Here is a 23,394-nt window from a genome sequence, read left to right as displayed (position 1 = left end):
CGCTTCGCCGGCGATGTCGGCCGGCGCGCGGCCCTGGGTCAGGTGCATGAGGTTCAGGCGCCAGCGCTCGGCCTGCGACGCGGTGTTGAGTTGCTGGGCGCGCGCGGCCTCCAGGCGCGACTGCGCCTGTGCCACGTCGGACTGGCTGGTGGCGCCCTTGGCCTGGCGCTCGCCCACGAGGCCCGCCAGCGACTGCACGCCCTTCACCTGGGCCTGCGCGATTTCGCCGAGCGCCTGCTGGCGATGCACTTCGATCCATGCCTGCGCGGTGTCGCGCACCACGTCGTCGACCGCCACGAGCAGCTTGGCGCGCGCGGCCGTGGCCGAGGCTTCGGCCTCGCTCACGGCACTCGACACCTTGCCGAAGTCGTACAGCAGCTGGGTCACCGACAGCGAGGCCTGGTGCACCTGGCGGCGACCGTCGGCTTGGAGCTGGCGGTTGCCCGTGCGCGCGCTGACACCGGCGCTGACCTGCGGGTAGTAGCCCGAGCGCGCGGCCGCAATGCCCTCGCCCGCCTGCAGTGCCTGGCCGACGGCGTTGCGCACGGTCGGGTGCGAGGTGGCGGCCAGGCGCACGGCCTCGGCCATGCCCAGCGGGGCGGCGGTGCTCGCTTGCGCAAGCGCCGCCGATCCGGCGAACAGGAAGAAAAGGCCCGCGACAGCAGACGAAAGATGACGGGAAGCAAGCATGCGTGAAGACGTGCAGACCACCAGGTGCCGACGCCGCAAGCGGCGCCGGCACACCGGTCGGTCAGTGGTGAAGCGCGAGGCCCATGTGAAGCTCGTCGTCGAGCGAAGGGGCCACGGGCGGTGCGTAGGCCGCGAGCGAATCGGCCGACGACGCCAGCGACAGCACCGTGGGAGACGCCTGCGCGCCCCCGAAGGCCGGCGGGAACGCCGCCTGCAGCAGTGCATGCAGCGACTCGGCAGCGCCGAAGCCCTGCAGCATGTCGGACAGCTGCAGCCCGCCCCATGCCGGACCGTCGCCGAAGGGGAAATGCGGCGCATCGTGCGGTTGCTGTTGCTGCTCGATCGACACCGTGACTTCGTCGACGCCGGCCAGGCCCAGCGAGTCGGCCGAGCTGAAGAGCGCTGCCGCCCCCGCTGCAGGCGTGTAGTTGACGTGCAGCGTCTGCGTGGCCACGTTGCTCGCATCGCCGTCGCGGTCGACCACCTGGTAGCTGAGCGTCTCGTCGTAGTTGTGCGAGGTGGTGGTGCGCGGTGCCACCTGGTAGCTGAACTCGCCCGTGTCGAAGTCCACCACCAGCTTGCCGCCCTTGTCGGTGGCAATGGTGACCTGGTGCGTCGCCTGGTTGTAGCTGTAGTCGCTGCTGGTGGCGGGGCCGGTCTTCGTCATCAGGCCCGTGCTGCTGTCGAAGGCGTAGATGGTGCCGTCGATGGTCAGCGTGGACACATGGCCGCCGTCGGCACCGAAGCCCGACGAACCGCCGAGGCCGCCGGTCAGCAGGTTGCTGACGGTGGGCGGCACGCTGATCGTGCCTTGCAGCATGTCGTTCAGCTGGCTCGTGTCGGTGACGATCTTGCCGTTGGTGTTCGTGCCGGTGTTGCCGTTGTAGGCGATGGGGTCGATGATGCCCTGCGCCGCGGGCAAGAGGTCGGACCCGAGACCCAGTGCGAACGAGTTGATCTTGTTGTTGGTGAGGAAGGTCTTCCAGATCGCTTCTTCCGCCGCCTGGATACCGTAGTCGGCCGAACCGCTGCTGCTGCTGTTCGACAACTGCCCTGTGTCGCCATCGCCCCGCGTCGGCTCGCCGTCCGTGAGGAAGTAAGACACGTTCTGGGCCCCCTGCAGCTTGCCTCCGGCCGAGAAACCGCTCATCGCCGTAGCCAGGGCCGCGTCGTAGTTGGTGCTGCCCCCGTGCAGCAGGGTCTGCACCAACGCCTTGGCCTCGGCCGCCGTCATCCAGGCCTGCTGCGCCTGCCCGGTCGTGCTGAAGGTGACAAGCTGCACCCGGACTTCGCCGTACAGGTCGTAGCCGTCGATCAGGTTCTGGACGGCCGCCTTCGCACGGGAGAGCCGCGTCGGCGTTTCCTCGTTCATGCTCCCGGAAAGGTCCAGGATCACCATCAGGTTCGTGTTGATCGGCGCCACGTCGACGGACTGCTCGCCGTTCACGAGCACCGGCGCATCGTCCTTGACGGGCACGTCGAAGCTCACCGGCGCAGCAGCGATCTGGCCGTCTGTCACATGCGCCTGGAATTGCAGGTTCGACACGCCCTCGCCGCTGCCCGCCGGGTGGTCGATCGGCGCCTTCAGCGTGACGGTGTAGCCCGCCTCGAACAGGCCCGCGCCCGCGGCGGTGACGTTGCCCACGGCCACGGTCATCACCTGGGTGGTGACGCCGTCGACGGTGACGCTGCCCGTGAGCGTGTGCGTGCCCGCGTCCCAGGTCCACGACACCGGCTGGCCGCCGGAGGTGACGCCGGTCGGGCCGCTGAGCGACACCGACAGGTCGCCCGCCAGGCTGTCGGGGTCCGCGATGGAGATCTTGCCGGTCGATTGCACCGACGGCTCGCCCACCGCAGCAATGCCGCCGGGCAGGCTGCCTTCGGAGACGATGCCGGCGTCGGTCGCCGTGGCCGTCGGCGGGTCGTTCACCGGGTTGACGGTCACGGTCACCGTGCTGGTGGTCGTGCCGCCGTGGCCGTCACTCACCGTGACGGTAAAGCTGTCGGTGCCGTTGAAGTTGGCATTGGGAACGTAGGTGTAGGTGCCGTTGGGGTTCACCGTCACCGTGCCGTTCGACGGGTTGCTGCCCTTCACGTAGGTGAGCGTGTCGCCGTCGACGTCGCTGCCGACGATCTGGCCGCTGACCGGCGTGTCTTCGTCCGTGGTCTTGGTGTCGTCGGGAGCCTCTGGCGCCTCGTTGACGTTCTGCTCGTTGAGCGTGACGGGGATGTTTGTCGTGACGGTGCCGTCGCTCGCACCGACCACCAGCGCGTGCGCGTTGGCGCCTGCTTCGTAGTCGTTGACGAAGGCCGCTGCGCCTGCCGCCGTGAGGCTGATCGCGCCGGTGGCCGGATCGATGGCGAAGTAGCCGTTGTCGTTGCCCGAGAGAATGCTGTAGGTGACGGTTGCGCTGTCGATGTCGGTGGCGCGGACCGTGCCGAGCACGGTGCCCGCAGTGCGGTTCTCGTCGTAGCCGAAGACGTAGCCGGTGGCGCTGTCCACCGGCGTGCCGCCGCCGTCGACGAACACCGGGGCGTCGTTGACGGGGTTGATGGTCACGGTGACGGTGCTGGTCGTCGTGCCGCCGTGGCCGTCGCTCACCGTGACGGTGAAGCTGTCGGTGCCGTTGAAGTCGGCGCTGGGCGTGTACGTGTAGGTGCCGTCGGCGTTGACGGTGACCGTGCCGTGCGATGGGTCGCTGCCCTTGGCGTACGTCAGCGTGTCGCCGTCGACGTCGCTGCCGACCACGCTGCCGCTGACGGGCGTGTCTTCGTCCGTGGTCTTGGCGTAGTCGGGCACCGTCGGTGCGTCGTTGATGTTCTGCTCGTTGAGCGTGACGGGAATGGTGGTCGTGGCCGTGCCATCGGTCGCACCGATCACCAGCGCGTGCGCGTTGGCGCCTGCTTCGTAGTCGTTGACGAAGGCTGCTGCGCCTGCCGGCGTGAGGCTGATCGCGCCCGTGACCGGGTCGATGGCGAAGTAGCCCTGGTCGTTGCCCGAGAGGATGCTGTAGGTGACATTCGCGCTGTCGATGTCGGTGGCGTGGACCGTGCCGAGCACGGTGCCTGCGGGGCGGTTCTCGTCGTAGCCGAAGACGTAGCCAGTGGCCGTGTCGACCGGCGTGCCGCCGCCGTCGACGAACACGGGGGCGTCGTTGACGGGGTCGATGGTCACGGTCACCGTGCTGGTGGTCGTGCCGCCGTGGCCGTCGCTCACGGTGACGGTGAAGCTGTCGGTGCCGTTGAAGTTGGGCTTCGGGGTGTAGGTGTAGGAGCCGTCCGCGTTGACCGTGACCGTGCCATGCGCCGGATCGCTGCCTTTGGTGTAGGTCAGCGTGTCGCCATCCACGTCACTGCCGACGACCTGGCCGTTGACGGGCGTGTCTTCGTTCGTGGTCTCGGTGTAGTTGGGCACCGTCGGTGCATCGTTGACCGGGTTGACGGTCACGTTCACCGTGCTGGTGGTCGTACCACCGTGGCCATCGCTCACCGTCACCGTGAAGCTGTCGGTGCCGTTGAAGTTCGCGCCGGGAACGTAGGTGTAGGTGCCATCCGCGTTGACCGTCACCGTGCCGTGCGCGGGATCACTGCCCTTCGTGTAGGTCAACGTATCGCCGTCGACGTCGCTGCCGACGACCTGACCGCTGACCGGCGTGTCTTCGTTCGTGGTCTCGGTGTAGTTGGGCACCGTGGGGGCGTCGTTCACCGGGTCGACGGTGACCGTGATGGTGCTGGTCGTCGTGCCGCCATGGCCGTCGCTCACGGTGACGGTGAACGTGTCGGTGCCGTTGAAGTTGGCGTCAGGGACGTAGGTGTACGTGCCGTCGGCATTGACCGTGACCGCGCCATGCGCCGGATCGCTGCCCTTGGTGTAGGTCAGCGTGTCGCCGTCGACGTCGCTGCCGACGACCTGGCCGTTGACGGGCGTGTCTTCGTTCGTGGTCTCGGTGTAGTTGGGGACTGTCGGTGCATCGTTGACCGGATCGATCGTGACCGTGATGGTGCTGGTCGTCGTGCCGCCATGGCCATCGCTCACCGTGACGGTGAACGTGTCGGTGCCGTTGAAGTTGGCATTCGGGGTGTAGGTATAGGTGCCGTCCGCGTTGACCGTCACCGTGCCGTTCGCGGGGTCGCTACCCTTCACGTACGTCAGTGCATCGCCGTCGACGTCGCTGCCGACGACCTGGCCGTTGACCGGCGTGTCTTCGTTCGTGGTCTTGTTGTAGTTGGGCGCCGTCGGTGCGTCGTTGACCGGATTGATGGTCACGTTCACCGTGCTGGTGGTGGTGCCGCCATGGCCGTCGCTCACCGTGACGGTGAAGCTGTCGGTGCCGTGGAAGTTGGCACCAGGGACGTAGGTGTACGTGCCATCGGCGTTGACCGTGACCGTGCCGTGCGCTGGATCGCTGCCCTTCACGTAGGTCAGCGTGTCGCCATCGACGTCGCTGCCAACGACCTGGCCGCTGACGGGTGTGTCTTCGGCCGTGGTCTGGTTGTAGTTGGGCGCCGTCGGAGCGTCGTTGACCGGGTTGATGGTCACGTTCACCGTGCTGGTGGTGGTGCCGCCGTGGCCGTCGTTGACGGTGACCGTGAAGCTGTCGGTGCCGTTGAAATTCGCGCCGGGGGTGTAGGTGTAGGTGCCATCGGCGTTGACCGTCACCGTGCCGTGCGATGGATCGCTGCCCTTCACGTAGGTCAGTGCATCGCCATCGACGTCGCTGCCGATCACCTTCCCGCTGACCGGCGTGTCTTCGCTCGTTGTCTCGGTGTAGTTCGGCGCCGTCGGCGCATCGTTCACCGCGGTGACAGTCACGTTCACAGTGCTGGTGGTCGTGCCGCCGTGGCCGTCGTCGACGATGACGGTGAAGCTGTCGGTGCCGTTGAAGTTGGTACTGGGGGTGTACGTGTATGTGCCGTCGGCATTGACCGTGACCGTGCCGTGCGCCGGATCGCTGCCCTTCGTGTACGTCAGCGCATCACCATCGATATCGCTGCCGATCACCTTCCCGCTGACCGGCGTGTCTTCGCTCGTTGTCTCGGTGTAGTTCGGCGCCGTCGGCGCATCGTTCACCGGATCGACCGTCACGGTCACCGTGCTCGTCGTCGTACCGCCGTGACCATCGCTCACCGTTACCGTGAAGCTGTCCGCCCCATGGAAGTCCGGGTTCGGCGTGTACGTGTACGTGCCATCCGGATTGACCGTGACAGAGCCGTTCGAAGGATTGCTGCCCTTGGTGTAGGTCAACGCGTCACCGTCGACGTCGCTGCCGATGACCTTGCCGTTGACAGGCGTGTCCTCGTTCGTGGTCTGGTTGTAGTTGGGCGCCGTGGGGGCGTCGTTGACCGGGTCGACGGTGACCGTGATGGTGCTGGTCGTCGTACCGCCATGGCCGTCACTGACCGTGACGGTGAACGTATCGGTGCCGTTGAAGTTCGGGTTCGGCGTGTACGTGTAGGTGCCGTCGGGGTTGACGACCACCGAGCCATTCGAGGGGTTGCTGCCCTTCGTGTAGGTCAGCGCATCGCCGTCCACGTCAGTGCCCGTCACCTTGCCGTTGACCGGTGTGTCTTCGTTCGTGGTCTGGGTGTAGTTGGGTGCCGTGGGGGCGTCGTTGACCGGGTCGATCGTCACGGTAACGGTGCTGGTCGTCGTGCCGCCGTGGCCGTCGCTGACCGTGACGGTGAAGCTGTCGGTGCCGTTGAAGTTGGCGTTCGGGGTGTAGGTATAGGTGCCGTCCGCGTTGACCGTGACCGTGCCGTTCGCGGGGTCGCTGCCCTTCACGTAGGTCAGCGTGTCGCCATCGACGTCGCTGCCAACCACTTGACCGCTGACGGGTGTGTCTTCGTCCGTGGTCTGAGCGTAGTTAGGCACCGTGGGGGCGTCGTTCACCGGGTCGACGGTGACCGTGATGGTGCTGGTCGTCGTGCCACCGTTGCCGTCGCTCACCGTCACCGTGAAGCTGTCGGTACCGTTGAAATTGGCTCCAGGGACGTAGGTGTAGGTGCCGTCGGGATTGACCGTGACGGTGCCGTGCGCTGGATCGCTGCCCTTGGTATAGGTCAGCGCGTCGCCATCGACGTCGCTGCCAACGACCTGGCCGCTGACCGGCGTGTCTTCGTTCGTGGTCTGGTTGTAGTTGGGCGCCGTCGGCGCGTCGTTGACCGGGTTGATGGTCACGTTCACCGTGCTGGTGGTCGTGCCGCCGTGGCCGTCGCTCACCGTCACGGTGAAGCTGTCCGTACCGTGGAAGTTGGCACCCGGGGTGTAGGTGTAGGTGCCGTCCGCGTTGACCGTGACGGTGCCATGTGCAGGGTCGCTGCCCTTCACGTACGTGAGCGTGTCGCCGTCCACGTCACTGCCAACCACCTTGCCGCTGACCGGCGTGTCTTCGTTCGTGGTCTCGGTGTAGTTGGGCGCCGTCGGCGCATCGTTCACCGGATCGACCGTCACCGTCACCGTGCTGGTCGTCGTACCGCCATGGCCATCGCTCACTGTGACAGTGAACGTATCGGTGCCGTTGAAGTTCGGGTTCGGCGTGTAGGTGTACGTGCCGTCCGGGTTGACCGTGACCGTGCCGTGCGCCGGGTCGCTGCCCTTCGTGTAGGTCAGCGTGTCGCCGCTGTCGATGTCGCTGCCGGTCACGCGGCCGCTCACGGGCGTGTCTTCGGTCGTGGTCTCGGTGTAGTCGGGCGCGGTGGGCGCGTCGTTCACGGGCGAGACGGTCACGGGCACCGTGACGGTGGTGGTGCCGCCCTTGCCGTCGCTGACGGTCACCTCGAAGCTGTCGGGCCCTTCATAGCCGGGCTTGGGCGTGTAGACGAACTGGCCCGTGGTCGGATCGACGGTGACGGTGCCGTGCTCGGGGCCCTTGGCGACGGTGTAAGTCAGCGTGTCACGGTCCGGGTCGGTCGCCTGCACTTGCCCGGTCACGGGCTTGTCCTGATCGGTGACGACAGGGTCGGCCTTGCCTTCGGGGCCGCGGTTCTGCGCGGGAAGCAACGGCGGGATGAAGGCCGGGCCACCGCCGCCGCCGCCACCACCGCTCGCGGCGGCACCGACGCCCAGCACGCCGAGCGCGCCCAGCAACCAGCCCGGCACGCCGTCGGACAGCAAGGCGCCGCCGGCGTCGTTCCATTCGATCTCGGTGAAGTGGAAGTCTTTCCAGGGCGCGGTGTACTGGCCCCACCACTGCACGCCGGCGCCGTCTTCGAGCACGAGGTCGTTGCGGCCGGCGTCGGGGTACTCGGCGAAGAAGCCGCGCACGGCGACTTCCTGGCCGTCGCGCAGCACGAGCACGAGGTCGTCGCCGCGGCGCTCGAACTTGAGCACGCTCTCGGGCGCGATCTTCAGCGTGACGATCGACGGGCGATCCAGAACCAGAGGGGCTTCCGCCGTCGCTTTGCGGGATGACGCGCCACCAGACTTGTAAACAGCTTCCATGATTGGTCTTTCTCCTTGACTCCGGACCTCGGGCGAGCCCTCGCTTTCAGCGAACAGCCCGGGTCGCACGTTGGGAAATCTCGAAGGCCGCGGGTGGCTCTCGAGGACTCGCCGGCGCGACCCGGTGTGCGGGTCACGCAGGCTTGCGCTTGCATGGGGCGGGATTCTTGGTTCGGGGGGGTGTCCGGGCTTTTGCCGGAGAGGCCGTGGCGTTTGCCGTGGCGTACAACTGTTCACAAACGTGTGTGAATGTCGAATACTTCACACGATTGGCGAAAGAAAATCAGCAATTCGCAAGCTGGGAAAGCGGGCGCTGGCGGTCTTTTGGCTTACAGGCTTTTGCCGGAGCGTCCAATTCTTTTGATGGACGGAATCGGCCCGGCTATTTCCTGCAATACCGAACGAGCCCTGTCCAGCACCCCGTTTTCCCTCTGACAGCCCCCCTCGCCGCGGCACCTTTTTTAAGGCCTCGAGCGGCAATGGCGGGCGGATCGATCAGGAATGAAGACCGGTCATTGGATGAATTTGCATTTCTTGTGACAATGATTACCAAATTAATTTCTTGGTTACATTGTTTCGGTCACAGGGCGTTCCAACGCAGTGCCGGCGCCCCCTCTTTCCATGTCCTATTGGTCACCTCCGGAGCCCCGGAGAGCTCATCTGCTGGTTGTCGACGACAACGTTGACGAACTCAAGCTCTTGCTGGAAACGCTGCGGGGCACCGGCTACCGCATCACGCTCGCCTTCGACGCGATGGAGGGCTACCGGCGCGCGACGACGCTGCAGATGGACCTGGTGCTGCTGGACGTGCGCCTGGGCGGCACCGACGGGTTTGCCGCCTGCCGCCTGCTGAAGGCCGACCCGGCCACGGCGGACATTCCGGTGATCTTCGTGACCTCGTCGGCCAGCCTGGAAGAGCGCCTGACGGGCCTGCGCGCCGGCGCGGTCGACTACATCGTGAAGCCCTTCGACCCGGCCGAGGTGATGGCCCGCGTCGAGATTCACCTGGCGCTGGCGGAATCCCGCAGGGCGCGCACCGCCCCTGCCCCGCAGTCGGCGCCCCCGCCCGACAGCCCCGCCGCAAACGACGGCGGCGCGCCGGGCTCGGGCATGGATCGCGCGCTCATGCAGGCAGCGGAGCGACTCATCCTGGCCGACCTGAGCCGCGTGCTGCCGCTGCGCGATCTGGCGGCGCGTGTGGGCACGCACGAAAAGCGCCTGTCGCGCGTGTTCAAGGAGCTGACGAATCGCACGGTGTTCGAGTTCGTGCGCGAAGCGCGGCTGCACGAGGCGCAGCGCCTGCTGCTCGAATCGGCCATGCGCATCGAAGAGATCGCCGCGGCGGTGGGGTTCTCGAGCGCCGCGAATTTCGCGACGGCGTTTCGCGAGTACTTCGACTGCACGCCCTCGGCCTGTCGCCAGGCCGGTGTCGAACGTTCCGGCACCTGACGCGCGATGCATCCGGTGCGCACACGCCCCTGGTGGGCAAGCGGCTTGCTGCTCGGCCTGGCCTTGTGGTTGTGGGGCGTCGCGGCCAGCGCGGCGGAGGCCGTCAGGTTCAGCACGCTGAACCGGGGCAATGTCTCCGTCGAACAGACCGTCGAGGTGCTGGAAGACCCCACGGCCCGCCTGTCGGCGCGCGAGGTGCTCGCCTTGCCCAGCGGCGGTGCGAACGGGTTCGTGCCCGCCACGCCCGACCAGCTGATGCGCGGGTTCTCGACCTCGGCGGTGTGGCTGCGCCTGTCGCTGGTCAACGATGCGCAGGAGGTGCGCACAGCGCGGTTCGGGCTCAATGTGACGTGGCTGCGGCATGTCGACTTTCATCTGCTGCGCACGCGCGACGGGCAGCCCGCATGGACGCACGCGCAGGTCGGCGTGTCCGACCCGATGGACGCCACGCATCGCTACGACCGCATTCCGCAGCTGCAGATCGACCTGCAGCCGGGCGAGTCGGTACAGGTGCTGGTGCGCGTCATGAGCACGGGCCAGATCAAGCTCGTGCTGGAGCTGCACACCGACGAGGCGTGGCATCACATCGAACGCAACCATGCGCTGCTCAGCGGCCTGCTGATCGGCGGGCTGCTGGCCTTCGCGGTGTATTCGGCGGCGCTGTGGTGGATTTCGCGCGCGCCGATGCTGGCCTTCCAGGCGGGGAGCTTTGCGCTGCTGGCGCTGTACGAGGCCACCTACCGGGGCTACGCGCGCATCGCGCTGTGGCCCGACAGCACCGTCTGGAGCTACCGCGGGCACAGCGTGATGGTGGCGGCCACGGCGCTGTGCCTGCTGCTGTACTTTCACGAGCGCGGCCGCCAGAGCCCGGTGCGCGTGCCCGGGCGCCCGCTGCTGTTCGCGCTGGCCGGCGTCGAAATCGTCGTGCTGCTGGGCACCCTGCTCGGCCCCTACGCGACCTTCGCCGCCATCGGCATCGTGAACGCGCCGCTGATCGTGCTCGCGCTGACGGTCTGCACCTTCATCTACCAGCGGCGCGCCGGGCCGGGTGGGCGGCTGTCGCTGCTGGTGATGCTCGTGATCTGCGTGGGCGCGCTGATGCGCATGTCGGCGCTGATGTTCGCGGAGCGCTCGATGTCCGACTTCGACCACTATGCGCTGGCCTTCCCGGGCATGCTGGTGGGCGCGTTCGCGATCACGGCGTGGTCGTTCCAGGAGACGCGCCAGCGCAACGCGGCGCAGCAGACGCTGCTGCAGTGGCAGGCCCAGGAACAGCAGCGGCTCGAAGAAGAAGTGGTGCGCAAGACACGCGCCCTGAGCGAGGCGCTGGGCCAGGCCGAGCAGCGCACGCGCGAACAGAAGGAACTGCTGGCCTACATCAGCCACGACCTGCGTGCGCCGGTGGCCACCATCCTGGGCAACCTGAAGCTGATGCAGGACGGCAGCGACACGCCCGCGCCCGCGCGGCTCGCCACCATCGAGCGCAGCGCGGCCTATCAGCTGGAGCTGATCGATGACCTGGTCGACTACGCCAAGGGCGAGCTGGCGCCGCTGGCCGTCGAGGCGCAGCCGGTGCAGCTGCGCACGCTGGTCGACAACGTCGCGCAGTACGCGCACGCGCTCGCGCAGCGCCAGCACAACAGCTTCGAACTCACGATCGACGGCGAGCTGCCGGCCCTGGTCCGCCTGGACGGCAAGCGGCTGCAGCAGGTGGTGCTGAACCTGCTGTCGAACGCGGCCAGGTTCACGCGCAACGGCACCATCGGACTGCGCTTGCAGGCGCAGCCGAGCGACGGCGCGTGGCAGCTGCACTTCGAGGTGACCGACAGCGGCACGGGCATCGACGCCGACACGCTCGAGCGCATGACGCGCCTGCTGGCCGACAACGCGCCCAGCATGGCGGGCGGCGGGCTCGGGCTGGTGATTGCGCAGCGCATCGTGCAGCGGATGGGCGGGCGGCTCGCCATTCACAGCGGCATGGGCGCGGGGACGCGGGTGGTGTTCTCGCTGTCGACCGAGCCGGCGCCTTCGTCGGATGCGCCTGCACCGCCGCCGTCGGAACCCATCGCCGCGCCCCTCCCGCGTGCCAGGCCCCGGGCGCGCGGCCGGCTGCTGCCGGTGCTGACGCCGCTGTCGCCGGCGCAGAAGGACGAGCTCGAAGTGCTCGCCCGCGACGGCCGCTGGAGCGACCTGCACGAGTGGGTGAACCGGCTGGCCACGGAGGCGCACAGCCAGCCGATGGTGCTGACGCTTCGCCAGGCGCTGGATCGGCTGGATTTCGAGCAGATCCGGTTGATTGCGCGCGCGGCGCCTTTGCGCCCGCTGTAGCCCACAGGGGCCCACAGCCAGAACCCATGCGACCGGCAGGGTCGCCCGATGGGTGGGCTTTCGCTTTCTATTTCGATATATCTAGAATAGTCTCGACCCACTCAAGAAAGCCATCCCCATGCGCCACCTTCACCACGCTCCGCACCACCATCACCACCGCCACGCCCCGCGCGGCGAGCACGAAGACGGCCTGGCCGGCGGTGGCCGCGGGATGCGCGGCGGACGCGGCGGCGGCGCGGGCCGGGTGTTCGGCCACGGCGGGCTGCGCTTCGTGCTGCTGCAGCTCATTGCCGACAAGCCTTCGCACGGCTACGAGCTCATCAAGGCCATCGAGGACCGCCTGGGCGGCACCTACGCGCCGAGCCCCGGCGTGGTCTACCCCACGCTCACGCTGCTGGAAGAGCTGGGTTACCTGAGCGTGGAAACCGCCGACGTCGGCGGTCGCAAGCGCTACAGCATCACGCCGAGCGGCCAGGAGTTCCTGGCCGCCAACCGCGAGACGGCCGACGCCATGATGGCCCGCATGGCGGGCGGCGTGGACGGCGCCGGCCCGCGCGCCGGACGGCCCCCGCAAGTCACCCGCGCCATCGAGAACCTCAAGCTCGCGATGCGCCTGCGCCTTGGCGGCGCCCCCCTCACCGAACAACAAGCCCACGAATTCGCCGCGGTGCTCGACAGCGCCGCACAACAGCTCGAACGCATCTGAACCAACCTGACATGACCGACTTCACAACCGCTACGCCCTCCTCCAACACGCCCGACCGCACGCCGCGCCGCGTGCGCCACGAACTGCGTTTTCGCCAACTCACGGTGAAGACCGTGCAGCGCGTGACGCCGCACCTGATCCGCATCACGCTGACCGGCGACGCGCTCGAAGGCTTCACCAGCCCCGGCTTCGACGACCACGCGAAGCTGTTCTTTCCCGATGTCGTCACCGGCCAGCTCACGCTGCCGACCGCCGGCCCCGACGGCCCCGCGTGGCCCGAGGGCGGACGCCCCGCCATGCGCGACTACACGCCGCGCCGCCACGATGCACAGGCCAACACGCTGGAGATCGACTTCGCGCTGCACGACGCCGGCCCCGCCACGCAGTGGGCCGAGCAGGCCAAACCCGGCGACATCGTCGGCGTGGGCGGCCCGCGCGGCTCGTTCATCGTGCCGACCGAATTCGACTGGCACCTGCTGATCGGCGACGACACCGCCCTGCCCGCCATCTCGCGCCGCCTGGCCGAACTGCCGGCCGGTGCGCGCGTGGTGGTGCTGGCGGAAGTCGACAGCAAGGCCGACGAGATTCCCTTCGAGACGCAGGCCGAGCTCACGCTGCGCTGGGTGCACCGCCAGGGCGCCGCGCCGGGACTGAGCCCTGTGCTGGTCGACACGCTGAAAGCGATGGCGCTGCCAGCCGGCGACTTCCACGCCTGGGTCGGTTGCGAATCGGCGATCGCGAAGGCGCTGCGCGCGCACCTCGTGGGCGAGCGCGGCGCGAACCCGAAGTGGGTTCGGGCGTCGGGTTACTGGCGTCGCGGTGCAGTGGCGACGCACGACACGCACGACGAGTAAGTGTTGGTATTGCGCCTTCCCCTCCCGGGGGAAGGCTGGGATGGGGGCAAGCGGCCTTCGTCAAGCCGCTGAGGGTTGAGAGGCCGCGAGCCCCCACCCCCACCCTCCCCCGAAGGGGAGGGAGAAAGTCATGTCAAAGCCAGCCGACACGCCTGAACCGGTAGTACAGGTACCCGCAGGTACTGACGATCAACCCCAGCGCCATCGCATAGCCATAGCGGAATTTCAGCTCGGGCATGTGCTCGAAGTTCATGCCCCAGATGCCCGCGAAGGCGGTGCACACCGCGAAGATGCTGGCCCAGGCGGCGAGCCGCTTGGTCACTTCGCTCTCCTCGATGGTGACCATCGAGAGGTTCACCTGCACCGCCGTGGCGATGGTGTCGCGCACCGCGTCGATCGAGCCGTTGATGCGCACCAGGTGGTCGCCCACGTCGCGAAAGTACTCCTGCGTGCCCACGCAGATCTGCGGCACGCGCCCGCCGTGCAGCTTGCCCGCCGCCTCCACCAGCGGCGCCACCGCGCGCTTGAGGATGAGGCTGCGGCGCTTCAGGTCGTACAGCTGCTTGATCTTGTCGCGCGCCGCCCCGCCCTGGGCAAAGATCTGCTGCTCGATGGATTCGAGTTCCACTTCGAGCGCGTCGATCACCGGAAAGTAGCGGTCGACCACCGCGTCCATCAACGCATAGAGCACGAAGCCCGCGCCATTGCGCAGCAGGTCGGGCTCGCGCTCGCAGCGCTCGCGCACGCCCAGAAAGCCCTGCTGGCTGCGGTTGCGCACCGACAGCACGTAGTTGCGGCCGACGAACACGTTGACCTCGCCCACGTTCACGCTGTGCTCGCCTTCGGCTTCGGCCGAAGGCTCGACCAGGTGCATCACGACGAACAGCGAGTCGCCGTACTCCTCCACCTTGGGGCGCTGGTGGCCGTGCTGGGCGTCTTCGACGGCCAGCGGGTGCAGGTCGAACTCGTCCTGCATCTGGGCCAGCTCTTCGGGCGTGGCGTCGCTCAGCGCCACCCAGACGAAACAGCCGGCGCGGGAGATGTAGTCGCTGATGTCCTCGACGGGAATGTCGGCGAGCTTGGCGCCGTTTTCATAAGCCACGCAGTTGATCAGCATCGGAGCACTTCCATCGTCGAACTTGAAGGGAGGTCAGGCCGCCGCATCGGTCGGTGCGGTCGCGGCCAGGCGGGCCGTGTCGGCCAGCGAGGCCTCGATGGCCTGCGTCTCGCGCGCGAGCAGGGCCAGCCCCTGGTCGGCGAACGCGCGGTGGCTGGCCACGTCGGCCCACAGGCTCGCGGCGGCTTCGGCACACGTCAGCGACGTGAAGCGGATGCGGCCCTTGGCCAGCGCGACGAAGCGCTGCTCGCGCAGCGGGTCGGCCCGGTCCCAGGCGCCACCGATGAGCACGCGCTTGCCGCGCTTGATGCGCGGTTCGCGCTCGGCGAAGAAAGGCAGCTTGGCGCCGAACCAGCCCGGCAGGCCGGTGTTCAGCGCGGTGTCGAAGGCCGAAGGCGCGGCGTTCGCCTTGGCAAACTCGCGCAGCGTGCCGAGCTGGTAGAGCGCCGGGTCCTTGGCGCCGCCCGTGCCTTCGACGGGCCGGATGACGGACGGGCCGCTGTTGCCCGTGCCCGGTCGCCCCTCGGGCCGTTTCGACTTGCGCAGGTCCGCGAGCTGGGCCGGCGACATGCACAGGTACAGCGCCGCGAGGTCAGCGGGCAGGGTGGCGGTGTCCGGGAGCGCGTCCGCTGCAGGGCCTTTGATTTCATCCGACGGGGCCATGGGCGCCTTTGTTCTTCACGCGGGGTTTGCGCCGAGGGATTTTAGGAGCGGCGGTGCAGGCCGCCCGGCCGCGTCAGTGCTCGGGGCCGCCCTGCCCGTGCGGCTCGGGCGCTGGGGCCGGCAGCCATTGCAGCTCGTCCGGCAGGTACGGCCGCGACCAGCGCATCCCGTCCAGCCGCACGCGCAGCGTGAGCCCCCGCACGGTGGTCACGGTGCCGGGCTGCCCGTGCACCAGCACCCTGGCGCCCTTGCGGGCAGGCACATGAAATCGTTTCCGGATGTCCTCGTAGCTCACTGGGGTCTCCATCGATGAAGGTCGCGTGCGCCCGCGTAGTCATGCGCATGCGCATGACTACGCGCGGGGGAGCTGTCTGGATTCAGGGGAATGCGGCCAAAGTGGACGCGGCAGGGGCGTCGGTGCGGGGAGGCCGGCGCGCACGCCGATGGCCGTCCCCGATAATGACCCGATCCCCGGGATGCGCAGCGCGCACCCTCATTTCTTCTCCACGGATTCAATGACCTTACCGGTGAAAAGCACCAAAGATCAAGCCCCCTCGGCTGGCGATTTCGCCGGGCACACGCCGATGATGGCGCAGTACTTAGGCCTCAAGGCCGACCATCCGGACACCCTGCTGTTCTACCGGATGGGCGATTTCTACGAACTGTTCTGGGCCGACGCCGAAAAGGCCTCGCGCCTGCTCGACATCACGCTCACCCAGCGCGGCCAGTCGGCCGGGCAGCCGGTGCTGATGTGCGGTGTGCCCTTCCACTCGGTCGACACCTACCTGGCGCGGCTCATCAAGCTGGGCGAATCGGTCGCCATCTGCGAGCAGGTGGGCGAGGTCGGTGCCAGCAAGGGGCCGGTCGAACGCAAGGTGGTGCGGGTGGTCACGCCCGGCACGCTGACCGACTCGGAACTGCTCAACGACAAGAGCGATTCGCTGCTGCTCGCCGTGCATGCGGGCACGCGCAATTTCTGCGGCCTGGCCTGGCTCAGCGTGACGGGCGCCGAGCTGCGGCTGGCCGAGTGCCCGGCCGATGCGCTCGAAGCCTGGATCGCGCGCATCGCGCCGAGCGAGCTGCTGTACAGCGCCGAGGTCACGCCCGCCTTCGAGCAGCGCCTGAAGGCCGCGCGCGCGGCCGTGCCGTTCACGCTGTCGCTGCGTCCGGCCTGGCAGTTCGATCCCGGCCTGGGCGAGCGCAAGCTCAGCGAGCAGATGGGCAGCCACAGCCTCGCGGCGTGGAACGCCGAATCGCTGGGCAACGCGCACGCCGCCGCCGCCGCGCTGCTGGGCTATGCCGAGCACACGCAGGGCCGCGCGCTGTCGCACGTCCAGCGCCTGTCGGTGGAACGCGACGGCGACCTGATCGAGCTGCCGCCCACCACACGCCGCAACCTGGAGCTGGTGCAGACGCTGCGCGGCGAAGACTCGCCCACGATGTTTTCGCTGCTCGACACCTGCATGACGGGCATGGGCAGTCGCCTGCTCAAGCGCTGGCTGCTCTCGCCGCGCCGCGACCGCAGCGAGGCCCAGGGCCGGCTCGACGCCATCGGTGCGCTGCAGTCCCCCGGGCCCGGCGCCACCGCCGCGCCCTGGCGCACGCTGCGCGAGCAACTGAAGAACACCAGCGACGTGGAACGCATCGCGGCGCGCATCGCGCTGCGCCAGGTGCGCCCGCGCGAACTCGTGGCGCTGCAGCTCGCGCTGGCGAAGGCCGAGCAGCTGGCGCCGCTGCTGCCGGGCGCCGCCGCGCTGCTGGCGCAGATCACCGAACGCCTGGCGCCGCCGCCGGGCTGCGCCGACCTGCTGGTGCGCGCGATCAAGCCCGACCCGTCGGCGCTGGTGCGCGACGGCGGCGTGATCGCCACCGGCCACGACGCCGAGCTCGACGAGCTGCGCGAGATCAGCGAGAACTGCGACGACTTCCTGCTCAAGCTCGAGATCAGCGAGCGCGAGCGCACGGGCATCAGCAACCTGCGCGTGCAGTTCAACCGCGTGCACGGCTTCTACATCGAGGTGACGCAAAGCGCGCTCTCGAAGGTGCCCGACAACTACCGCCGCCGCCAGACGCTGAAGAACGCCGAGCGCTTCATCACGCCCGAGCTGAAGGCCTTCGAAGACAAGGCACTGAGCGCGCAAGACCGCGCACTGGCGCGCGAGAAGTGGCTGTACGAGCAGCTGCTCGACGCGCTGCAGCCTTCGGTGCCCGCGCTCACGCAGCTGGCCGGCGGCATCGCTGCGCTCGACGCGCTGTGCGCGCTGGCCGAGCGCTCGCACACGCTGAACTGGCGCGCGCCGACCTTCGTGTCGCACCCGTGCATCGAGATCCAGCAGGGCCGCCACCCGGTGGTGGAGGCGCGGCTGGCCGAGAAGTCGTCGGGCGGCTTCATCGCCAACGACACGCAGATGGGGCCGCAGCAGCGCATGCAGATCATCACCGGCCCGAACATGGGCGGTAAGTCGACCTACATGCGGCAGGTGGCGATCGTGGTGCTGCTGGCGTCCATCGGCTCGCACGTGCCGGCCACGGCCTGCCGGCTCGGGCCGATCGACGCGATCCACACGCGCATCGGCGCGGCCGACGACCTGGCCAACGCGCAGTCGACCTTCATGCTCGAGATGACCGAGGCCGCGCAGATCCTGCACAGCGCCACGGCGCAGTCGCTGGTGCTGATGGACGAAATCGGCCGCGGCACCAGCACCTTCGACGGCCTGGCGCTGGCGGCCGGCATCGCGGCGCAGCTGCACGACCGCAGCAAGGCCTTCACGCTGTTCGCCACGCACTACTTCGAGCTCACCGAGTTCCCGGCCACGCACCACGGCGCCGTGAACATGCACGTGAGCGCGACCGAGTCGGGGCGCGACATCGTGTTCCTGCACGAGATGCAGCCAGGACCGGCCAGCAAGAGCTACGGCATCCAGGTGGCGCGCCTCGCGGGCATGCCCGCGGCGGTGGTCAACCACGCGCGGCAGGCGCTCGACGCGCTCGAATCGCAGCATGCGCAAACGCGTGCACAGGTCGACCTGTTTGCGCCGCCGCCGGCCACCGAAACCCCCATGGCCAGCGCCGTAGAATCCGCGCTGGCTGCCCTCGACCCGGACGCCATGAGCCCGCGCGAAGCCCTCGACGCGCTCTATGCCCTCCAGAAACTGAACGCACGTGAACGCAGTACCGCATGAGCGGGCCCAGTTCCTGCAAGGCGAACCCATGACTTATTGCGTAGGCATCAAACTCAACGCCGGCCTGGTGTTTCTTTCCGACTCGCGCACGAACGCGGGGGTGGACCACATCAGCACCTTCCGCAAGATGATCGTCTACGAGCAGCCGGGCGACCGCGTGATGGTGCTGCTGTCGTCGGGCAACCTGAGCATCTCGCAGTCGGTGCGCGAAATCCTGCAGATCGAAGAGCTGCGCGAAACGCGCGAAGACGGCACGCAGGGCGAACCCATCACCATCTGGAACGCCAAGAGCATGTTCGACGCCGCGCGCGTGCTGGGCTCGGCCGTGCGCCATGTGTACGACCGCGACGCCGAAGCGCTCAAGCATGCGGGCCTGGACTTCAACGTGTCGTTCATCTTCGGCGGGCAGGTCAAGGGCGAAGGCATGCGCCTGTTCCTGGTCTACGCCGCCGGCAACTTCATCGAAGCGACCACCGAGACGCCCTACTTCCAGGTGGGCGAATCGAAGTACGGCAAGCCCGTGCTCGATCGCGTGCTCACGCCCGAGACGCCGCTGGACGAAGCCGCCAAGTGCGCGCTGGTGTCGATGGACTCGACCATGAAGTCGAACCTGTCGGTCGGCCTGCCGCTGGACCTCGTGGTGTACGAGGCCAACAAGCTCGAGACCGACCGCGTGATCTGCATCGACGCCGACAACCCCTACTACCGCATGATGCACAACAGCTGGGGCCAGAAGCTGCGCGAGGTGTTCGACAGCATCGAAGACCCGGTGTGGGACGACAGCGCCACCGAACACCCGCTGCGGATGCCGGCCACGCGCCACAGCCCGCTGCGCAAGATCTCGACCCCCGACGAAAAGCTCATCTGAATCTGTCCGTGCCTCCTGTCATCTTTTCGCACGGCAACAGCTTTCCGGCGAGCACCTACCGCGTCGTTCTCGACAGCCTTCGCAACCGGGGCTTCGAGGTCGATGCCATCGAGAAATTCGGGCACGACCCGAAGTACCCCGTCACCGACAACTGGCCGCACCTGGTGCAGCAGTTGGCCGATTTCGCCAAGCTGCGCGCCGACCGCGCGGGCGGCCCGGTGTTCCTCATCGGCCATTCGCTGGGCGGCTTCCTGAGCCTGATGTGCGCGGCGCGCCACCCCGAGCTGGCGCGCGGCGTGCTGCTGATCGACTCGCCGATCCTCGGCGGCTGGCGCGCGAACACGCTCAACGTGGTCAAGCGCACGCCGCTCATGAAGAGCATTTCGCCCGGCGCCACCAGCCGCAAGCGCCGCAACAGCTGGGAGCACCGCGAGGCGGTGTTCGAGCACTTCCGCAGCAAGAAGGCGTTCGCGAAGTGGGACGAGCAGGTGCTGCACGACTACATCGACCACGGCACCTTCGACAGCGAAGACACGCGCGCCCTGAGCTTCGACCGCGACGTGGAAACCGCGATCTACAACACCCTGCCCCACACGCTGGGCGGGCTGCTGCGCCGCCACCCGATCAAGTGCAAGGTGGCCTTCATCGGCGGACGCCAGTCGGTCGAGATGAAGCAGGTGGGCATGGCGATGACCGAGCAGGTCACCAAGGGCCGCATCACGATGCTCGACGGCAGCCACCTGTTTCCGATGGAAAAGCCGCTGGCCACGGCGGCGGCCATCGAAGCCTCGCTGCGCAACCTGATGTAGGTGGTGTTCAGGCGATGCGGCAGACAACGGCGTCGCCGACGCGCAGCACACCGCCACGCAGCACCCGCGCCGTCACGCCGCCATGCCCGCGCATGGCGTTGTAGCCCCCGGGGCCGAGCAGCTCTTCCATGCGCGAACAGGGCTCGCAGGGCCCGGTGATCTCGAGCAGCACCTCGGGCCCGAGCGCCAGCACCAGCGGCTGGTCGCGAAACAGCGAGCGCGCCGCCAGCAGGTTGAGGCCCGACACGACGAGGTTGCGGCGCAGCAGGCCGGCGTCGACACCCGCCATACGCTGCGCGAGCACCGCGACAACCGGCAGGTGCTCCGCCTGGATCAGCGTGACTTGCCGCTTGCCACCGCCGCGCCCGGCACTGATGCGGTCGCCGGCCAGCCCCAGCCCTTCGATGGCCTGCACCTCCTGCACCGATTGAACTGGCGTGCGCCGCGCGGGGCGCAGCAGGATGGCATCGAGCCGGCCGGGGTGCGGAAACTGCCGGGTCAGGGCGTGGAGGTCGGACATGCGCCGCATTGTCCACGCGGACTTTTTTTGCGCGCCGCTGTCGGCCCGCCGCATACTGGCGCGTCCTTGGGGTTGAACCGACCTTCTTCGAAGCGACACGCACCGCGCCGACGATGACCACCACCGAGCTGAGCTGGATCGCCACCACGCTGACCGCCGCACGCCCGCGCGCGGTGGCCGCGTTGCTGCGCTACTTCCGCGACCTGGACACGGCCGAGGAAGGTTTTCAGGAAGCCAGCCTGCGCGCGCTGCGGCACTGGCCCGAGCACGGGCCGCCCGACGATCCGCTGGCATGGCTGATCCTCGTGGGGCGCAACGCGGCGCTCGACGAGCTGCGGCGGCGCGACCGGCACGATCCGCTGCCCGAGGAGGACGACGGCGACGCGGACATGGCCCTCGACCCCGACCTCGCCGAGCAGCTCGACCAGTCGCACTACCGCGACGACGTGCTGCGCCTGCTCTTCGTCTGCTGCCACCCCGCGCTGCCGCTCGCGCAGCAGATCGCGCTCGCGCTGCGCATCGTCTCGGGGCTGTCGGTGCCGGAGATCGCGCGCGCCTTCCTGGTCGGCGAGCGCGCCATGGAGCAGCGCATCACGCGTGCCAAGCAGCGCGTGGCCGCGGCCGGCCTGCCCTTCGATGCGCCCGGTGTGCGCGAACGCGGCGAGCGGCTGGCGGCCGTGGGCGCGGTGGTCTACCTGCTGTTCAACGAAGGCTACGCGGCCAGTGGCGGCACGGCCCATGTGCGCGTGGCGCTGTGCGAAGAGGCGATCCGGCTCGCGCGCCTGCTGTGCGAGCTGTTCCCCGACGAGCCCGAAACCGCCGGCCTGTGCGCCCTGCTGCTGTTGCAGCACGCGCGCGCCGATGCGCGGCTGGACGCGGCCGGCATGGTCGTGCTGCTCGAAGACCAGGACCGCACGCGCTGGCACCGCGCGGCAATCGACGAAGGCCTGGCCCTGCTCGACACCGCGCTGCGCCAGCGCCGCATCGGGCCGTACCAGCTGCAGGCGGCCATTGCGGCCACGCACGCACGGGCCGCATGCGCCGCCGACACCGACTGGGCCGAGATCGACCGGCTCTACGCCGGGCTCGAAAAGCTGCAGCCCTCGCCCGTGGTCACGCTCAACCGCGCGGTGGCCGTGGCCAAGGTGCGCGGGCCCGGGGTGGCGCTGGCGATGGTCGACGCGCTGGCGGCGCCGCTGTCGGCGTACTTCCACTTCCACGGCCTGCGCGGCGGGCTGCTGATGCAACTGGGCCGCGCCGACGAGGCGCGCCGTGCCTTCGCCGACGCGCTCGCACTGGCGCGCACCGCCGCCGAGGCCGCGCACATCCGCCTGCTGCTGGACCGTCTCGGCGCGGGCGCCTCTTCCGACTCCCTTCAAGCAAAGGACGCACGATGCTCTATTCCATCCTGATCTACGGTTCCGAAGCTGCGGCGGCCGGCTGGGCGCCCGAGGTCGAAGACGAGATGCTCGAGCGCCACACCGACCTGCGCGACGAGCTGCAGGCCGCCGGCCGCCTCGGCACCGTGCTGCGCCTGATGCCCGACACCGCCACCACCGTGCGGCACGCCGGCGCCGCGCATCCGCTGGTGACCGACGGGCCGTTCGCCGAGACGAAGGAGCAGCTGATGGGCATCTACATCGTCGAGTGCGAGTCGCTCGAAGAGGCGCGGCATGCGGCGCGGCGGCTGGACTTCGAGGGCGGCGTGTTCGAGATCCGCCCGGTGACCTGGTACGACCCGGGCGTGATTGCGCCGCGCATCCCGCAGGTCTGAAAAAAATCCCACTGCGCTGTCGGATCGGCTGGGCCTGCGCCGTCCTTGGAACGAGCGCCCGCATGTCGCGGGTCGCCATTCACGCCAAGGAGAAGCTCTCATGCCCTCGAATGTCCTGTCTTTGAAAGACCGCTGCGCCGTGATCCACGGAGGCAGCGGCGCCCTCGGCGGCGCCGTCGCCCGCGCCTTTGCTTGCGAAGGCGCCCGCGTGTTCATCACCGGCCGCAACCGCGACAAGCTCGACGCGGTCGTGCGAGACATCACCCAAGCCGGTGGCCATGCGCAGGCCGCGGTGGTCGACGCGCTGGACGAAGCCGCGATGCTGCGCCACGCGGCCGAGGTCGCCGAGCAGGCCGGCGGCATCGACCTCGCGTTCAACGCCGTCGGCGTTTTCCACGTGCAGGGCCGGCCGCTGGCCGAGCTGTCGCTGGAAGACTTCTTCCTCCCCATCCACGCCTACACGCGCAGCAACTTCCTCACCGCCAAGGCCGTGGCACCGCACATGGCGGCGCGCGGCGGTGGCGTGATCCTGTCGGTGTCGACGCCCGCCTCGCGCCTACCCGGCCCCGGGTACCTCGGGCATGCCGTGGCCTGCGCCGGCGTGGAGGGGCTCATGCGCCACATGGCGGGCGAACTGGCGGCCTTTCGCATCCGCACGGCCTGCATCCGCTCGCACGCGATTCCCGAGGCGGTGGCCGCGGGCTCGCACAGCGGCGAGGTGTTTCGCCCGGCGGCCGAGCGCATGGGCCTCACGGTCGAACAGATGCTGGCCGCGCGGCCCGAGGGGCTGCTGGTCGAACGCCTGCCCTCGCTGGAGCAGCTCGCGGGCACCGCGCTGTTCCTGGCCTCGCCGCTGGCCGGGGCCATCACGGGCGCAATAGTCAACCTGAGCGGAGGGGTCATCCTCGATTAGGGTTGTGGTCGCTTTGAATTAACATCAAGATACAAATAGGAACTTTAGAAACAGTCGTTTCATTTAAGAAAAAACGTTGC

16 protein-coding genes are annotated in these 23,394 nt (G+C 68.6%); 10 read left to right on the top strand and 6 right to left on the bottom strand.

The window, feature by feature from the left end; all coding sequences use genetic code 11:
• The coding region (locus VBO01S_RS13685; protein ID WP_169805052.1) for a TolC family protein at positions 1–690 on the bottom strand (690 nt) is incomplete at its 3' end.
• Between the two features lie 61 nt (positions 691–751).
• Entirely contained in the window at positions 752–8,131 is a 7,380-nt protein-coding gene (locus VBO01S_RS13680) for a tandem-95 repeat protein (RefSeq protein WP_062474967.1), read from the bottom strand.
• 621 nt (positions 8,132–8,752) lie between these two features.
• Between VBO01S_RS13680 and VBO01S_RS13675 the strand changes: the two genes are divergently transcribed.
• The 4 genes from VBO01S_RS13675 to VBO01S_RS13660 all read left to right on the top strand — a co-directional run bounded on the left by VBO01S_RS13675 (position 8,753) and on the right by VBO01S_RS13660 (position 13,468).
• Entirely contained in the window at positions 8,753–9,580 is an 828-nt protein-coding gene (locus tag VBO01S_RS13675; protein WP_062474964.1) for a response regulator transcription factor, read from the top strand.
• A 6-nt stretch (positions 9,581–9,586) separates the two neighbouring features.
• The gene (locus VBO01S_RS13670) at positions 9,587–11,908 is read left to right on the top strand and encodes a sensor histidine kinase (protein WP_062474961.1); all 2,322 of its coding nucleotides are present in this window, start codon (positions 9,587–9,589) and stop codon (positions 11,906–11,908) included.
• A gap of 118 nt (positions 11,909–12,026) precedes the next feature.
• On the top strand, positions 12,027–12,614 hold the full coding sequence (locus VBO01S_RS13665; RefSeq protein ID WP_062474958.1) for a PadR family transcriptional regulator: 588 nt from the start codon (positions 12,027–12,029) through the stop codon (positions 12,612–12,614).
• 11 nt (positions 12,615–12,625) lie between these two features.
• A complete protein-coding gene (locus VBO01S_RS13660) occupies positions 12,626–13,468 on the top strand; it encodes a siderophore-interacting protein (RefSeq protein WP_062474955.1) in 843 nt (280 codons plus the stop codon).
• Between the two features lie 133 nt (positions 13,469–13,601).
• Here the strand turns inward: VBO01S_RS13660 and corA are convergent, their stop codons facing one another.
• The 3 genes from corA to VBO01S_RS13645 all read right to left on the bottom strand — a co-directional run bounded on the left by corA (position 13,602) and on the right by VBO01S_RS13645 (position 15,510).
• A complete protein-coding gene (gene corA / locus VBO01S_RS13655; RefSeq protein WP_062474952.1) occupies positions 13,602–14,585 on the bottom strand; it encodes a magnesium/cobalt transporter CorA in 984 nt (327 codons plus the stop codon).
• A gap of 33 nt (positions 14,586–14,618) precedes the next feature.
• Positions 14,619–15,248: a hypothetical protein gene (locus VBO01S_RS13650; RefSeq protein WP_062474949.1), complete on the bottom strand. Its 630-nt coding sequence runs from the start codon at positions 15,246–15,248 to the stop codon at positions 14,619–14,621.
• Between the two features lie 73 nt (positions 15,249–15,321).
• Positions 15,322–15,510, bottom strand: a complete 189-nt coding sequence (locus VBO01S_RS13645; RefSeq protein WP_255221117.1) for a polysaccharide deacetylase — start codon at positions 15,508–15,510, stop codon at positions 15,322–15,324.
• Between the two features lie 253 nt (positions 15,511–15,763).
• On the opposite strand from VBO01S_RS13645, the gene mutS reads away from it, so the two are divergent.
• The 3 genes from mutS to VBO01S_RS13630 are packed head-to-tail and all read left to right on the top strand — an operon-like array spanning position 15,764 to position 20,107.
• The gene (gene mutS, locus VBO01S_RS13640) at positions 15,764–18,430 is read left to right on the top strand and encodes a DNA mismatch repair protein MutS (RefSeq protein WP_174543660.1); all 2,667 of its coding nucleotides are present in this window, start codon (positions 15,764–15,766) and stop codon (positions 18,428–18,430) included.
• A gap of 28 nt (positions 18,431–18,458) precedes the next feature.
• On the top strand, positions 18,459–19,298 hold the full coding sequence (locus tag VBO01S_RS13635) for a proteasome-type protease (RefSeq protein WP_062474940.1): 840 nt from the start codon (positions 18,459–18,461) through the stop codon (positions 19,296–19,298).
• A 2-nt stretch (positions 19,299–19,300) separates the two neighbouring features.
• Positions 19,301–20,107 carry an alpha/beta fold hydrolase gene (locus VBO01S_RS13630; protein WP_174543661.1) on the top strand — a complete coding sequence of 269 codons (807 nt, stop codon included), beginning with the start codon at positions 19,301–19,303 and terminating at the stop codon, positions 20,105–20,107.
• Positions 20,108–20,114: 7 nt separating this feature from the next.
• On the opposite strand, the gene VBO01S_RS13625 is transcribed toward VBO01S_RS13630, so the two are convergent.
• Entirely contained in the window at positions 20,115–20,627 is a 513-nt protein-coding gene (locus VBO01S_RS13625; protein WP_062474934.1) for an MOSC domain-containing protein, read from the bottom strand.
• A gap of 113 nt (positions 20,628–20,740) precedes the next feature.
• On the opposite strand from VBO01S_RS13625, the gene VBO01S_RS13620 reads away from it, so the two are divergent.
• The 3 genes from VBO01S_RS13620 to VBO01S_RS13610 all read left to right on the top strand — a co-directional run bounded on the left by VBO01S_RS13620 (position 20,741) and on the right by VBO01S_RS13610 (position 23,314).
• The gene (locus tag VBO01S_RS13620) at positions 20,741–22,039 is read left to right on the top strand and encodes an RNA polymerase sigma factor (protein ID WP_062474931.1); all 1,299 of its coding nucleotides are present in this window, start codon (positions 20,741–20,743) and stop codon (positions 22,037–22,039) included.
• Complete coding sequence (locus VBO01S_RS13615; protein WP_062474928.1) at positions 22,021–22,401, top strand: YciI family protein; 381 nt, start codon at positions 22,021–22,023, stop codon at positions 22,399–22,401. The genes VBO01S_RS13620 and VBO01S_RS13615 overlap by 19 nt, the downstream gene beginning before the upstream one ends.
• Before the next feature lie 100 nt (positions 22,402–22,501).
• Positions 22,502–23,314, top strand: coding sequence for an SDR family NAD(P)-dependent oxidoreductase (locus VBO01S_RS13610; RefSeq protein WP_082818127.1), 813 nt, complete (start codon positions 22,502–22,504; stop codon positions 23,312–23,314).
• Positions 23,315–23,394: the final 80 nt, after the last annotated feature.

It is taken from the genome of Variovorax boronicumulans NBRC 103145 (assembly GCF_001591345.1).
GTDB classification, from domain to species: domain Bacteria; phylum Pseudomonadota; class Gammaproteobacteria; order Burkholderiales; family Burkholderiaceae_C; genus Variovorax; species Variovorax boronicumulans.
Note: the sequence above shows the minus strand (reverse complement) of the source record. Positions and strands in the feature narration are given on the sequence as shown.